Source organism: Billgrantia gudaonensis, from assembly GCF_900100195.1.
Classification (GTDB): Bacteria; Pseudomonadota; Gammaproteobacteria; order Pseudomonadales; family Halomonadaceae; genus Halomonas; species Halomonas gudaonensis.
Map to the genome: position 1 here is coordinate 91,287 of NZ_FNES01000010.1, position 12,818 is coordinate 104,104.

At 65.3% G+C, this 12,818-nt stretch carries 14 protein-coding genes; 3 read left to right on the top strand and 11 right to left on the bottom strand.

What is annotated here, in order from left to right; all coding sequences use genetic code 11:
- Positions 1 to 30: 30 nt before the first annotated feature.
- Entirely contained in the window at positions 31 to 948 is a 918-nt protein-coding gene (locus tag BLP96_RS12720) for an AEC family transporter (protein WP_089686744.1), read from the bottom strand.
- Positions 949 to 1,071: 123 nt separating this feature from the next.
- Here BLP96_RS12720 and BLP96_RS12725 point away from each other — a divergent pair, with 123 nt between their 5' ends.
- Both BLP96_RS12725 and BLP96_RS12730 read left to right on the top strand, forming a co-directional pair.
- Entirely contained in the window at positions 1,072 to 1,584 is a 513-nt protein-coding gene (locus BLP96_RS12725; protein ID WP_089686746.1) for a hypothetical protein, read from the top strand.
- Positions 1,581 to 2,174, top strand: coding sequence for an SCO family protein (locus BLP96_RS12730; protein ID WP_089686748.1), 594 nt, complete (start codon positions 1,581 to 1,583; stop codon positions 2,172 to 2,174). Before BLP96_RS12725 ends, BLP96_RS12730 begins: the two co-directional genes overlap by 4 nt.
- Positions 2,175 to 2,176: 2 nt before the next feature.
- On the opposite strand, the gene BLP96_RS12735 is transcribed toward BLP96_RS12730, so the two are convergent.
- The 7 genes from BLP96_RS12735 to BLP96_RS12765 all read right to left on the bottom strand — a co-directional run bounded on the left by BLP96_RS12735 (position 2,177) and on the right by BLP96_RS12765 (position 8,314).
- Positions 2,177 to 3,226 (bottom strand): alpha/beta hydrolase family protein, encoded by a 1,050-nt coding sequence (locus BLP96_RS12735; RefSeq protein WP_089686750.1) that lies wholly within the window; start codon positions 3,224 to 3,226, stop codon positions 2,177 to 2,179.
- A 7-nt stretch (positions 3,227 to 3,233) separates the two neighbouring features.
- Complete coding sequence (locus tag BLP96_RS12740; RefSeq protein WP_089686752.1) at positions 3,234 to 3,917, bottom strand: BamJ family beta-barrel-assembly machinery protein; 684 nt, start codon at positions 3,915 to 3,917, stop codon at positions 3,234 to 3,236.
- 150 nt (positions 3,918 to 4,067) lie between these two features.
- Positions 4,068 to 4,511, bottom strand: a complete 444-nt coding sequence (locus BLP96_RS12745) for a universal stress protein (protein WP_089686754.1) — start codon at positions 4,509 to 4,511, stop codon at positions 4,068 to 4,070.
- A gap of 24 nt (positions 4,512 to 4,535) precedes the next feature.
- Positions 4,536 to 5,819, bottom strand: a complete 1,284-nt coding sequence (locus BLP96_RS12750; protein ID WP_089686755.1) for a TRAP transporter large permease — start codon at positions 5,817 to 5,819, stop codon at positions 4,536 to 4,538.
- Between the two features lie 30 nt (positions 5,820 to 5,849).
- On the bottom strand, positions 5,850 to 6,428 hold the full coding sequence (locus BLP96_RS12755; protein ID WP_089686757.1) for a TRAP transporter small permease: 579 nt from the start codon (positions 6,426 to 6,428) through the stop codon (positions 5,850 to 5,852).
- 203 nt (positions 6,429 to 6,631) lie between these two features.
- Positions 6,632 to 7,648, bottom strand: coding sequence for a TRAP transporter substrate-binding protein (locus BLP96_RS12760; RefSeq protein ID WP_089686759.1), 1,017 nt, complete (start codon positions 7,646 to 7,648; stop codon positions 6,632 to 6,634).
- A gap of 102 nt (positions 7,649 to 7,750) precedes the next feature.
- Complete coding sequence (locus tag BLP96_RS12765) at positions 7,751 to 8,314, bottom strand: TIGR02444 family protein (RefSeq protein WP_089686761.1); 564 nt, start codon at positions 8,312 to 8,314, stop codon at positions 7,751 to 7,753.
- 32 nt (positions 8,315 to 8,346) lie between these two features.
- On the opposite strand from BLP96_RS12765, the gene BLP96_RS12770 reads away from it, so the two are divergent.
- The gene (locus BLP96_RS12770) at positions 8,347 to 10,296 is read left to right on the top strand and encodes an ATP-binding cassette domain-containing protein (RefSeq protein ID WP_089686763.1); all 1,950 of its coding nucleotides are present in this window, start codon (positions 8,347 to 8,349) and stop codon (positions 10,294 to 10,296) included.
- Between the two features lie 168 nt (positions 10,297 to 10,464).
- Here BLP96_RS12770 and dtd read toward each other — a convergent pair whose 3' ends face one another.
- From dtd to thiD, 3 genes are all read right to left on the bottom strand, one after another.
- Positions 10,465 to 10,902: a D-aminoacyl-tRNA deacylase gene (gene dtd, locus BLP96_RS12775; protein WP_089686765.1), complete on the bottom strand. Its 438-nt coding sequence runs from the start codon at positions 10,900 to 10,902 to the stop codon at positions 10,465 to 10,467.
- Positions 10,903 to 10,959: 57 nt separating this feature from the next.
- Positions 10,960 to 11,805 (bottom strand): universal stress protein, encoded by an 846-nt coding sequence (locus tag BLP96_RS12780; RefSeq protein WP_089686767.1) that lies wholly within the window; start codon positions 11,803 to 11,805, stop codon positions 10,960 to 10,962.
- Positions 11,806 to 11,966: 161 nt separating this feature from the next.
- Complete coding sequence (gene thiD / locus BLP96_RS12785) at positions 11,967 to 12,779, bottom strand: bifunctional hydroxymethylpyrimidine kinase/phosphomethylpyrimidine kinase (protein ID WP_089686769.1); 813 nt, start codon at positions 12,777 to 12,779, stop codon at positions 11,967 to 11,969.
- Positions 12,780 to 12,818 lie beyond the last annotated feature (39 nt).

The following is a 12,818-nucleotide window of genomic DNA, read 5'->3' on the forward strand; positions in this document are numbered from 1 at the left end:
GACGTCAACACAAATACGAATATTTTTTGTTTATCCGCCGGCCAGCCGTAGCCAGAGAGGCAAGGTGAGCATGGCGAGCAGTGTCTGGCCGGTGATCAGCGCCGCCATCAGCTCGCTATCGCCACCCAACTGGCGAGCCAGGATGTAGGCGGAGGTGGCGGTGGGCAGCGCCGCGAAGAGCAATGCCACGTCGCGGCTGACCGGGTCGAGTCCGGCGACCCAAGCCAGGGTCAGCACCATGGCGGGCAGCACGACCAGCTTGACGAGATTGGCGACCCAGATGCCCCGGTCGTGGCGTATCAATGCCTGAGGTCGCAGAGCCACGCCCACGGCCACTAGACCCAATGGCAGGGCAGCGCGCCCCAGCAGTTCCACCGTCGCTTGACTCCAGCCGGGCAGGCCGACTCCGGAGAGGTTCAGGGCGATACCGGCCAGGCAGGCGAGAATCAGCGGATTGCGCACCAGAGCGGCCAGGCTCTTGCCCAGGCTCGAGGAACCGAGCGTGCCGGCGGCAATGAAGCAGAGCACGCACAACACGTTGATCACCGGCACCATCAGGGCGACGGCGACGGCCGCGACCGTGGCCCCGGGGGCGCCGTGCAGAGCCGCGGCGCCGGCCACGCCGACATAGGTATTGAAGCGGATCGCCCCCTGGAAGAGCGACGTGAAGGTGGCGCCATCCGGGGCGAGTCGATGCCGAAGGCGCCACAGGACCACGGAGAAGATCAGAAGGGCGCCCAACAGCACGGCCGCGAGGCGTCCGATGGGCACCTGCGAGACGTTGGCCGTGGCCAGGGTGGCGACTAGCATGGCGGGAAACAGCAGATAGTAGATCAGTCGCTCCAGCTGCGGCCAGAAATCGCCCCCCGGCTGCTTCAGCCGGCCCAGCAGTGCGCCGAGCAGGATCAGCAGAAACAGCGGGCCCAGTGCGCCGGCCACGTCAGTCATCGCTACCTCCCTGTTGTGTCGTCTGGTCGATTTCGCCTGCGACAACCGCCCGCGTTCAGCGGCCGGCCAATGCTGATAAGCTTATCGTCCGTTCTCGCTCATTGAAGGGCTGCCGCCGCTGCCATGAATCTCCCCTCGCTGCCTTCGTTGCGCTCTTCGGGGCTGCCGACCTTGCGTTTGCTGGCCGTGGCGACCCTGGTGGCACTGTCCACGGCGCTGTGGTATCTGGTATCGCACCAACTGCGCGATGAGTCCGACATCGAGTGGTTTTCCGCGTCCCCCAGCTGTGACTTGCATCGTGCGTCCTGCAAGGTGACGCTGGGAGAACGCGGTTTCCTCGAACTCGAGGCGACGGCCGACGGTCGTATCCAGGCGCTCGAGCCCTTGCCATTGACGGTGGCCGTGGAAGGGATCGATGCCAGTTCCGTGCGCGTCGATCTGGTCGGTCGCGACATGGACATGGGGCTGCATCGCTTTCCCCTCGAGCGCCAGGCCGATGGTCGCTTCCATGGCGAAGGGCAGGTGCCGATCTGTACCGAAGCACGGATGGACTGGCAGGCTCGAGTGGTGGTCGAAACTTCTGATGGTCGCCTGGGCGGTCGATTCGATTTCACGGTGGAGCGAAACACGCCATGACACGCAAGATACTCTGGGCAGCGTTCGTGCTGCTCGTCGCGACCCTGGCAGTGGGGGCCTATGCCTGGTATCAGCAGCAGACCGGACAGGGCGACGAGCCCGTGGGTGGCCCGCTGGAACTCCCCTCTACGCAGGGGGATTTCTCGCTCGACCAGCTCGAGGCGGATCAGCTGGCGGTGATCTTCTTCGGCTACACGCAGTGCCCGGACGTCTGTCCCATGAACATGGCGGTGATGCGCCAGGTGATGCAAAGCCTCGACGAGAGCCAGCGTCGACGCATCGTGCCGGTGATGATCTCGGTGGACCCGGAGCGAGACAGCCTGGAGCGCCTCGCTGAGTACGTCGGCAACTTCGGCGAGTCGTTCATCGGCGCCACCGGCTCCCTCGAGCAACTCGAGGATATCGCCGACCGCTACGGCGTGGTGTGGCGCCGTGTCGAGACGCCGGATTCGGCGATGGGCTACACCGTCGATCACACGGCGTCGCTGTTCCTGGTCGACCGCGATGGCGAAATACAGCGGCGCGTACTCTACTCGCCGACCTCCGGGGCGTTGCAGGCAGCGGTGGAGGAGGCCTTGGCCAGCGGCTGACCTCACGGCGAGGCCGGCGTTTCCACCAGCCGCTCGAGCATGGCCATCAGCGCCGACACCTGGGTGCCTTGGCGAGTGTCATGCAGCGGGTGAAGCTGCCAGGTGCTCTCGGCGAACCCCCACCAGTCCCAGCATCCCTGAGGGTTGGCCAGGCTGGTTTCCGCCTGGGGGTAGAGCACCACGCGCTGGTTGGTCGCGGCCCAGGCGTTGAGCCCGCTGTGGCGCACGAAGGTTTCGCCGATCTGCTCCGCGCCCATGGCGCAGCCATGAAGCGCCAGGGTGAGATCGCAGCCGCCGTCTTGGCAGCTCTCAGGCACGTACAGATAACCGGTATCGGCCAGCCCCTTGGCCTCGAACTCGGTCTGGTCGAACGTTGCCAGCTCTCCAGCTTTCGTCGCCTGCTCGCTCGGCGCGGTCAGGTCGCCATGCAGCCAGTTCAGCACCGTGCCGGCCAGGTCCGTGTCGCAGGCCAGCAGGTGGGTGCCGCCGCCGCGCCGGCAGTCGCCGAGCTGCTCCGGTGGGATGTCGCGATCCTGGGTACGTATCGGCCATCCATGGCCAGTGGCCGAGGCTTGTTGGTGGAGCAACTGCTCATCGGGGTCGGCCAGCCAGTCGCTGAGCTGTGTGGCCAGGGCTTCGCCCAGCGAGGGGTCGACCACGTCATCGTCGTTACCGTGCCAGACGAAGGCACGCAATTCGGCGAAGGCCTCATCGCTGCCCACCAGGTCGCGGGTCTGGTAGTCGCGGCGGCGGCGTGCCAGGGCGTCCAGGTCCGGAGGACCGTCGCGGGTGTCCATGCACTGCCCCAGGGCTTGCCCCAGGCTGCCTTCGGCACAGCTCCACGGCCCTGCGGCAAGCACGCCGAGCCCGACGAAGCGCGACGGCCAGGCCACCGCCAGTTGGGTGGCCATGTAGCCTCCGGAAGAAATGCCGATCACGCTGGTGGCATCGTCGTCGAGTGCCAGGCGGGGCAGGTCGGGAGGGCTCTCTTGGCCCCAGGCATGGCCCACGGTCGCCGCCAAGGCAGCGGCGAGGAGTGTCGCGGTTCGCATTGGCGGTTCAGTCCATGACGTCCAGCAGCTCGATCTCGAAGACCAGCGTTTCGTTGGGCCCGATGGGCCCCTGACCCTGTGCTCCGTAGCCGAGCTCGGGGGGAATGAACAGCTTCCAGGTGTCGCCGGCCTGCATCATCGGCAGCGCTTCCTGCCATCCCTCGATGACCTGGTTGACGCGGAAGGTAACCGCCTCGCCGCGGTCGTGTGAGCTATCGAAGACGGTACCGTCCACCAACGAGCCTTCGTAGTGTACCTCGACGGTGGACGTGGCGTCCGGGGAGGGGCCGTCGCCGGACTCCAGCACTTCGTACTGCAGGCCGGACTGCGTGACCCGAACGCCCTCACGCTCGGCGTTCTCCTCCAGGAATGCCTCGCCCTCGGCCTGATTGCGCTCGGCGAGGACTTCCGACTCGGCCTGGCGTGCGGCCATGGCCTCCTCCTGGAAGCGGCTCAGCGCCTCGCTCATCGCCTCGTTGTCCATGGCCAGTTCGTTGTCTTCGATGACGTCTCGGATGCCCTCGGCGAACGCATCGACGTCGAGGTCGGCGAAGTCCTGGGCGATGCTCTGCCCATAGGCCACGCCCAGGCTGTAACTCAACCGCTCTTCGTCGCTTTCCGGTGCAGCGCTGGCCAATGGCGCGGTCAGCGTCAATGCGGCCGCACAGGCAGTCGTCAGCAGTCTCTTCATGCACGCATCCTCGTAGAATCCAGGGGCGAGCTCGCGTTGTTCGCAGCGGCCCCGATTGCCCGTCACTTGCGGCATCGGCCCGCCAATGGCGGGCCGATGCACGGCTAATCGGACTCTATCAGGATGGGTTAGGTTCCGCACGCTCGGGCGTCAGACCACCAGGGTCGGGCAGTGGGCCGAGCCGGCAACGCGCTGGGCGACGCTGCCCAGCAGCAGGCTCTTCTCGCCATTGGTGCCCTGGGCGCCGATCACGATCAGATCGCACTCGCGCTTGCGGGCGAAGCGCACGATGGTTCGTGACGGTCGCCCCCCCTTGACGAAGGCACGTACCTTGCTTTGTTCGGCACCCAGCTGCACGGCCTCGTTCTTGGAATGCACCGCGACCTCGGTGGCGTACTCTTTGAGGGCGTCGTCGGGAATGTCCAGTTTGTCCGGACGTACCATGGAGAGCGAGGCCTCGAGCAAACTGTGGTGCTTGAACACGCACAGGATATAGAGCTCCGCACCGGTCAGCATCTGCAGGCCGACGGCCTTCTGCAGGGCCTTCAATGCCCCCTTGGAACCATCCACCGGTACCAGTATGCGATTGAACATCGACTTGCTCCTGAGGTGGCTGGATTAGGCGTAGGCAAGGTCGCGCAGGAAGAGCGCGATCTGCGGGAACATGATCAGCAGTGCCGCGGCCAGCACCAGGATGAAGATGAAGGGTGGCGTGCCCTTGATCACGTCCAGGTAGGGCCGCTTGAAGATGGCGATGGCGGTGAAGATGTCGCAGCCGAAGGGCGGCGTTGCCGAACCGATCGCCACCTGCAGGGTGATCAGGATGCCCACCAGCACCGGGTCGAGGCCGGTGGCTTCGACGGCCGGAGCGAAGATCGGCGTCAGCACCAGGATGACGACGATGGGGTCGACGAACATGCAGGCCACGAAGAAGGCGATGCAGATGGCGATCAGCACGCCCGTGGGACCGGCCTCTTGGATGCCGACCGCGGCCAGGATCTCCTGTGGAATCTGGGCGAAGGAGATGATCCAGGAGAAGCCGTTGCCGACGGCGACTAGAATGAACACCACGGCGGTGATCAAGCCGGTGGACTTGGCGATGGCGTAGATGTCGGCGGCTTTCAGCGAGCGGAAGATGACGAATTCCAGGACGATCGCATAGAGCACACAGGCGGCGGCCGCCTCGGTGGGGCTGAAGATGCCGCCATAGATGCCGCCGACGATGATCACCGGGAAGCCCAGCGGCCAGAGGGCGTCGCGCACCGACAGGGCACGGGTACGCCAGGTCGAGCGTGGCTCGGTGGGCACGTCCTTGACGATGGCGTAGATCACGCAGTAGGTGGCGAACATCAGCAGGATCAGCAGCCCGGGACCGATGCCGGCGATGAACAGTTCGCCGATGGAAGTGCCCGAGATGACGCCGTAGATGATCATGCCGATGCTCGGCGGGATCAGGAAGGCGATGTCGCTGGCGTTGATGATCAGTGCCAAGGTGAAGGAGTCGGAGTAGCCGGCCTTGAGCATCTTGGGGCGTAGCGGCGAGCCGATGGCTACCACCGTGGCCTGGGTCGAGCCGGAGACGGCACCGAACAGGGTACAGGAAGCCGCGGTACTGACCGCCAGGCCGCCCTTAACGTGGCCGATGAAGGACATGACCATGTTGATGAGGCGTTCGGCGGACTGTCCGCGGGTCATGATATCGGCGGCGAGGATGAACATGGGCACGGCGATCAGCGAGGCTGGGCGAATGCCCGCCATCATCTGCTGGATCAGGGTATCCATCTGCCCCAGACCGTTGAACATCATGAAAAAGCCGATCACTGCAGCGGTGATCAGCGGGATCATCATCGGAAAGCCCAGCAGCAGCAGGGCGATCATCGTGGTGACCATTATCGTCGTCATGGTGAGTTCCCCCGGGCGCTGTGCCCTGCGTCAGACTTCCGTTTCCGTGTCCTTGTAGCCATCCAGCACGCCCGTCGACAGATAGACGTCCCGCGATGTCAGGTTCTTGATGGCGGTCAGCAGGTACTGGATGCCGGTGATCAGAAAGCCCAAGGGCACCCAGACGTAGATGATCCAGATCGGCAGGCCCAGAGCGGGCAGTACGCGACCCTTGGAATAGAGATCGACGATGTAGACGATCGAGTAATACAGCAGGAAGAACATCACCAATGAGGTGAACAGCGAGATGACGATCATCAGGGCCTTTCGCCCGCCCACCGGTAGCGCATCGTAGATGGCCGACATGCGGATGTGACGGCCGTGGCGTGCGGCGTAGCCGATGCCGGCGAAGGTGATCATGATGATCAGGATTCGGTTGATCTCACCGGAAAAGAAAATGCTCTGGCCGAACACGAAGCGGCCGACGACGTTGGCGATGGTGTTGGTGGCCATCAGCAGCACGCCCATCGCGAGTATCACCGCCTCGAGCTTGCTGATGAAGGTATCGATGGTGCCGAGAAAGCCCGGTAGACCGGAGCGATAGTGCTTTTCGGAGTCTTCTTCGGTCATGGCGAATCTTCCTGTCAGCGAATGAACGGCCATCGAAGCCCTGGCCATCATCAGGGTATCGGGCTCTGGGATGCAGAGCGGCGTTGAGTCTCAACGCTCAATGGACGTTGAACCACCCGCCTGCCCTGGCAGTGCGGCAGAGCACCGCTTGAAACAAGTCGGGGGCAGCGAGTGCTGCCCCCGTATGGTGGCGAAAATTCGCCTTACTCTTCGGTGACCGCTTCCAGATCGGCCTTGAACTGCTCGAGCAGCGCGGCACCGTCTTCTTCGGTCATCTCGAGGAAGGCTTCCTCGACCTGCGGCGCACGTTCGCGGAAGGTCTGGATCTGCTCTTCATCGAGGCGCGTCACGGTGCACTCGTCACAGGCTTCCATGATCTTGTCCAACGACTCTTCGGCGAGCCCCTGGATGTGCTCGATGGTGTGGTCGTAGGCGGCTTCGGAGGCTTCGCGGATCAGCGTTTGATCTTCCTCGGACAGGCCATCGAAGAAGTCCTTGTTGGCCATCATGGCGGTGGTGAACCAGCCATGGCCGGTGAAGGTCAGGTGCGGGGACACCTCGTACAGGCCGCCGGATTCGATCCAGAAGATCGGGTTTTCCTGGCCGTCGATGATGCCGGTCTGCAGGCCGCCGTAGACTTCGCCCCAGGGCAGCGGGGTGGGCGTGGCGCCGAAGGCGTTGTAGGTCTCCGACAGCAGCGGATTGGTCATCACGCGGATCTTCTTGTTGTCGAAGTCCTCGGGTGACGTGATCGGCTCGTCGGCGGTGACCACCATCTCCCCTTCCGGGTACATCTGGAGCAGCTCCAGACCGTGCTCGGCGTAGAGCTCGGGGAACATTTCGTTGATGGCCTTGCTCTCGTCGAAGAACTCGAGGACCGTCTCCATGTCGGTCGGCATCAGATACGGAATGAAGAAGATCTGCGCAGCCGGAATCAAGGAGCCGGTGAAGCCGGGCGACTGGTTGACGAACTGCAGGATGCCGTTCTGGGTCTGCTCCATGATGTCGTCGGATTCGCCCAGTTCGCCGAAGCGATAGACCTGAACGGAGTGATCGGAGTTGTCTTCGATGTGCTCCTTGAAGGCGTAGGCGAACACGTCCTGAACGTCACCTTCGAATTCCTCATGCGCATAGCGCCACTCGGCAGCCTGCACGGCACCGGTCATGCCGAACAGCAGGGCGCCGACACTGGCAGCGGTCAACAGCTTGGTTGCCTTCATTCTTGTGTTCTCCTTGCAGGTTGGAGCCCGAAAAACCTCAGCGTCCTCAGGCATCTTGATCAGCACGATGGCTGGACAGGTAATTTCAGGCTAGCGTGGCCCCTATGGAGGGTCAAGCCGGCTTTCCAGGGTTTGCAGGGCCATAAGTTGCGATTTTTTCTGCACTTGCCAACGGGCCGCCAACGTTGATGACAGTGGCGGAGGTGGCTTCGAGAGTGGCTCGAGGCGCGTCGTGCGTTCACCGAGACGCTGGAGAAGCGCCAGGGCGTGGTATTCGGCGGCGAGTTCGGCACGCTTGATGTCGCGGCGGACTCCCGCAACGCCGGCATCGCCGTGCGCCTGGGCCTTGAGCCTCCGGCGCAGGGCGCGCAGCGGTTGGGTGACCTCGCGCTGCCAGCGGTGCAGCTCGGCAAGCTCAGGCGGATCGCCGATGAGTCGTGCGCCATGATGATATAGCCAGACGTGCCACAACACTTCGCAGACGTCGAGTCCGGCATCGTCCTGCAGGGTGAGACAGGCTGCCTCGACGCCCTCGCGGGCATACAGCGCCAGGGCGAAGTCGATGAGCGGCGTCTCGTGCAGACGGCTGCGCAGCGCCGTGGCCCATGCGGTAGAATCGGGTGCCTCGCTCGGGCGGCGGCTGCCTCGTTGGCCGTTTCCCGTCATCGCTTCACCCCTTCATGACGCGCGGAGCCTGCATGATTGCACTACGCCAGGTCACCCTGCAACGCGGTACTCAACGCTTGCTGGAAGGCGCCGACCTGACCCTGCACGCCGGCCACAAGGCGGGCATCGTCGGTGCCAACGGTACCGGCAAGTCGAGCTTGTTCCAGCTGCTGCTCGGCGAGCTGGCCACGGACAGCGGCGAGGTCGAAATGAGCGGTGGGCAGCGCATCGCTCACATGGCCCAGGAAGTGGCGTCCCTCGACCGTCCGATCGTCGACTACGTGCTCGATGGCCACCAGGAGCTACGCCGGGTCGAGGCGGATCTGGCGGCTGCCCGCGGTGCCGGAGATGATCACCGCGAGGCCGAACTGCACGGCGTGATCGAGGCGCTGGACGGCTACAGCGCGCCGGCACGCGCCGCTCAGCTGCTGGTGGGGCTGGGTTTCGAGCAGGCGGATCTGCAGCGGCCGCTGGCCGATTTCTCCGGCGGCTGGCGCATGCGCGTCGGGTTGGCACGCACGCTGTTCATGCCGTCGGACCTGCTGCTGCTCGACGAACCCACCAACCATCTGGATCTCGATGCCCTGCTGTGGCTCGAGCAGTGGTTGGTTCGCTATCCAGGGACGCTGTTGCTGATCTCCCACGATCGCGACTTCCTCGACGCGGTGTGTGACCACATCGTGCATTTCGACCGCCAGTCGCTGGTCCTCTACCGCGGCAACTACTCCACTTTCGAGCGCACCCGTGCCGAGAAGCTGGCGCTGCAGCAGGCAGAGGCGGCCAAGCAGCAGGCGCGGCGCGAGGAGATCGAGCGCTTCGTGGCCCGCTTTCGCTACAAGGCCACCAAGGCGCGCCAGGCACAGAGCCGGCTCAAGATGCTCGAGCGCATGGGCGATATTGCCGTGGCCCATGCCGACTCGCCCTTCCACTTCACCATTCCCTCGTCGGACAAGACCTCCCATCCGCTGCTGGTGCTCGACGAGGCGCGGCTGGGCTATCGCGACGACAACGGTCACGAGACGACCCAATTGGATGCGGTCAAGGTCACGCTGCTGCCCGGTCAGCGCATCGGGCTGCTGGGGCCCAACGGGGCAGGCAAGTCGACGCTGATCAAATCGCTGACCGGCGATCTGCCGCTGCTCGACGGCAAGCGCGTGGCCGGCGAGCATCTGGCCGTCGGCTACTTTGCCCAACACCAGCTGGAGGGGTTGGATCTCGCCGCCACGCCTTTCCAGCACGTGCAGCGTCTCTCGCCCACGGCGGCCGATCTGGACATCCGCCAGTTCCTGGGTGGGTTCGGCTTCCATGGCGACGACGTCTTCGCCGAGGTGGGGCGTTTCTCCGGCGGCGAGAAGGCGCGCCTGGCGCTGGCGCTGGTGGCCTGGCAGAAGCCCAATCTGCTGCTGCTCGACGAACCGACCAACCACCTCGATCTGGAGATGCGCGAGGCGCTCACCGAAGCGCTGGCGAGCTTCGAGGGGACGGTGATCCTGGTCTCTCACGACCGTCACCTGCTGCGTGCCACCGTCGACGAGTTCTGGCGTGTGGCCGACCATCGCGTCGAGCCCTTCGACGGCGACCTGGAAGACTACCGTGCCTGGCTCAAGGAGCGACTGGAGGGTGTGCGCCGCGAAGCCCGCGCCGAGAAGAGCGAGCGCAAGGCCGAAGGCGAAGCTTCCAAGGAGGGTCGCAAGGCCGCACGCCGCGCTGCCGCGGAGCTTCGCGAACAGCTGCGGCCGCTCAAGAAGGCGCGCGACCGGGCCGAACGCGCCATGGACGAGGTCCAGGCCGAACTCGCCGCCGTGGAGGAGGCGCTGGCCGACGCCGAGCTCTACACCGACCCGGCGCGCAAGGGCGAGCTCACCGAGCGCCTGGCCCGCCAGGGCGAACTCAAGTCGCGGCTGGAGACGCTGGAGGCCGACTGGCTGACCGCCGAGGAGACGCTGGAGGCGATGGAGACCGAGCTGCAGGGCAACGCTTAGCCATGCTGACATCACGGCTTTTCCGACGACAGGTCTGCGCGGGGGCGCTGTGAATCCCTCCCTGGACGCTACTTCTTCCTTCCCTGGAAGAAGCCCCCCGGTTCGACCTATCCCTGGCGCCGCTCGCGTCAGGCGTCAGCCGCTATCCCCCTGAGGTGCTCGGTGCTTTCAGCTTTCCAGCAGAAACGTCACCGGTCCGTCGTTGATCAGTTCGACCTGCATGTTGGCGGCGAACTCGCCGCTCGCCACCTGGGGCCAGGCGGTCCGGGCCCGCTCCAGCAGGTAGTGGAAGAGCCGTTCGCCCTCGGCGGGCGGGGCGGCGCTGGAGAAGCTGGGACGTAGCCCCTTGCGAGTATCGGCGGCCAGGGTGAACTGCGATACCAGCAACAGGCCACCTTCCACCTGTTGCAGGTTCAGATTCATCTTGTCGTCGGCATCGGCGAACACCCGGTAGTGCAGCAGTTTGTGCAGCAGCTTGTCGGCGGAGGCTTCGTCGTCTCCCTTCTCGATGCCGATCAGTGCCAGCAGACCCTGGTCGATGCGGCCGGTCTCACGGCCGTCTACCGTCACGCTGGCATGACGAACCCGTTGGATCAGGGCGCGCATGGCGGGCTTCCCTCCGTGTGGCGAAAGCGCCGAGGGTAGCACGCGGGTCGGGAGCTCTCACCAGGCGCGACACAGCATGATGTCGCAGTGGGGCTCGGTGAGCAGCGCCTCGGTGATATGGCTCTGGCGGCCCAACTGGCCGCGGCTGCCCAGCGCCAGCAGATCCGGGGGTTGGCGGCGCAGGCGGGTCAGCAGCACCTCGAGGGGATCGCCCTGCTCCAGCACCAGCTCCAGCTCCGGCACGTCGTCGAGTTCGCTCATCAGCCGGTCGACCTCGCGTTCCAGCTGGTTGCGCAGGCGCCCCACCTCACGGTCGCGCCAGCGGGCATAGTCGCCCTGGGAGCCTAGTTCGCGTTCGCCGGGAATGTCCCAGGCGTGCAGCAGCGTCAGCCGGGCCTCGGGAAACCGTTTGAGGGTTTCGCGCAAGGTATGGCGGCAGGCCAGCGAGAAGTCCACCGGCACCAGAACGTCCTCCCAGTCGCGGCTGGCCGGCTGGCTCACCGACAACACGGGGCACGGGGCGCTGCGCAGCACCCTGGCCAGCGTGGTGCCGGCCACCAGATCGGGCTGGCCGCGCTTGCGGTGGGAGCCCAGCACGATCATGTCCACCTCGCGGTCGTGCGCTTCGCGTACGATCTCGGCATAGGGGGCGCCAGCTACCGTTTGCAGCAGAGTGCGCGGCTCGGGAAGGGCATAGTCTTCGCGGATGTCCGTCAGCGTGGCCTGCATGTCGGCGACCACGGCATCCTCCAGGTCGTGCAGCACGCGGTGGGGCAGGTAGGGGTCGAGTACGTGGACGACATCGAGGCGCGCACCGTTCTCGGTGGCCAGGCGAATGGCGCGGGCGAAGGCGGCACGGTTCTCGGCGGACAGGTCGCAGGCGAAGAGCAGGGTCTGGGTCATGGTGACTCCCTCCCATGTCGGATGATCCCGGCGGGACAGTCTCAGCATGGGTGGGGAGTCACGGTACTGCAAGCGCGCCCGCTTACCACCTAGGGTAATGGCAGTCGAACACGACGAGGTGCGCGACAGGCCGAGAGCAACCTAACTGCGATAGCCCTACCTTACCACCAGGCGTGGAAGTGATGGACTGGCCCCTGGCCCTGACCCACGTCAAGGCGCGAGCTCGCCGTCAGCGCTGCTTCTAGCCATGCTTTGGCGGTGGTCACTGCATCGGGCAGGGCGTCGCCATGGGCCAGGCGAGCGGCGATTGCCGAAGAGAGCGTGCACCCCGTGCCGTGGAGGTTGGCGGTATCGACCCGTGAGCCTTCGAGCCAGATCGCATCGCCAGCGGTGATCAGTAGGTCGGGGCACTCCCTCCCGGGTAGGTGGCCTCCCTTGAGCAGGGTCGCTCCGGCACCCAGGTCGCGCAGGGGGGCGGCCAGTGCTTCCATCGCGGTACGGCTGTGCGGCGTCAGTCGATCGAGCAGCACCGCTGCCTCCGGCAGGTTGGGAGTGACAACGTCGGCGAGCGGTACCAGCAGATCGCGCACTGCAGCGATGCCGGCATCGTCGACCAATACGTCGCCACTCTTGGCCACCATGACCGGATCGAGGACGATCCACCGCGGCCGGCAGCGTTCGAGTGACGCACGAATCGTCTCGGCGACGTCGCGGCTGGCCACCATGCCGATCTTCACGGCGTCGATGGTGACGTCGTCGAGCAACGTGGCGAGCTGGGTGTCGATGAAGCCGGACGGTATGGGGTGAACGCCGCTGACGCCGCGCGTGTTCTGGGCGGTCAAGGCGGTGATCACGCTGGTACCATAGACGCCGAGTGCCGAGAAGGTCTTGAGGTCGGCCTGGATGCCGGCGCCGCCGCTGGGATCGGAGCCGGCAATGGTCAGCGCATTGGGTATCGTTCGAGACTGTGTCATGAGGTCAAGGTATCGCAAGGCAGTATCAAAGCGTGAAAG

Excerpts from the sequence above, each read along its gene's own strand:
- BLP96_RS12725 (WP_089686746.1), top strand. The coding sequence starts at position 1,072 with ATGAATCTCCCCTCGCTGCCTTCGTTGCGCTCTTCGGGGCTGCCGACC.
- BLP96_RS12720 (WP_089686744.1), bottom strand. The coding sequence starts at position 948 with ATGACTGACGTGGCCGGCGCACTGGGCCCGCTGTTTCTGCTGATCCTG.
- dtd (WP_089686765.1), bottom strand. The coding sequence starts at position 10,902 with ATGCGCGCCCTGATCCAACGGGTTCGTCATGCCAGCGTGACGGTAGAC.
- BLP96_RS12770 (WP_089686763.1), top strand. The coding sequence starts at position 8,347 with ATGATTGCACTACGCCAGGTCACCCTGCAACGCGGTACTCAACGCTTG.
- BLP96_RS12735 (WP_089686750.1), bottom strand. The coding sequence starts at position 3,226 with ATGCGAACCGCGACACTCCTCGCCGCTGCCTTGGCGGCGACCGTGGGC.
- BLP96_RS12750 (WP_089686755.1), bottom strand. The coding sequence starts at position 5,819 with ATGACGACGATAATGGTCACCACGATGATCGCCCTGCTGCTGCTGGGC.
- BLP96_RS12780 (WP_089686767.1), bottom strand. The coding sequence starts at position 11,805 with ATGACCCAGACCCTGCTCTTCGCCTGCGACCTGTCCGCCGAGAACCGT.
- BLP96_RS12730 (WP_089686748.1), top strand. The coding sequence starts at position 1,581 with ATGACACGCAAGATACTCTGGGCAGCGTTCGTGCTGCTCGTCGCGACC.
- BLP96_RS12760 (WP_089686759.1), bottom strand. The coding sequence starts at position 7,648 with ATGAAGGCAACCAAGCTGTTGACCGCTGCCAGTGTCGGCGCCCTGCTG.
- BLP96_RS12740 (WP_089686752.1), bottom strand. The coding sequence starts at position 3,917 with ATGAAGAGACTGCTGACGACTGCCTGTGCGGCCGCATTGACGCTGACC.
- BLP96_RS12745 (WP_089686754.1), bottom strand. The coding sequence starts at position 4,511 with ATGTTCAATCGCATACTGGTACCGGTGGATGGTTCCAAGGGGGCATTG.
- BLP96_RS12755 (WP_089686757.1), bottom strand. The coding sequence starts at position 6,428 with ATGACCGAAGAAGACTCCGAAAAGCACTATCGCTCCGGTCTACCGGGC.
- BLP96_RS12765 (WP_089686761.1), bottom strand. The coding sequence starts at position 8,314 with ATGACGGGAAACGGCCAACGAGGCAGCCGCCGCCCGAGCGAGGCACCC.
- thiD (WP_089686769.1), bottom strand. The coding sequence starts at position 12,779 with ATGACACAGTCTCGAACGATACCCAATGCGCTGACCATTGCCGGCTCC.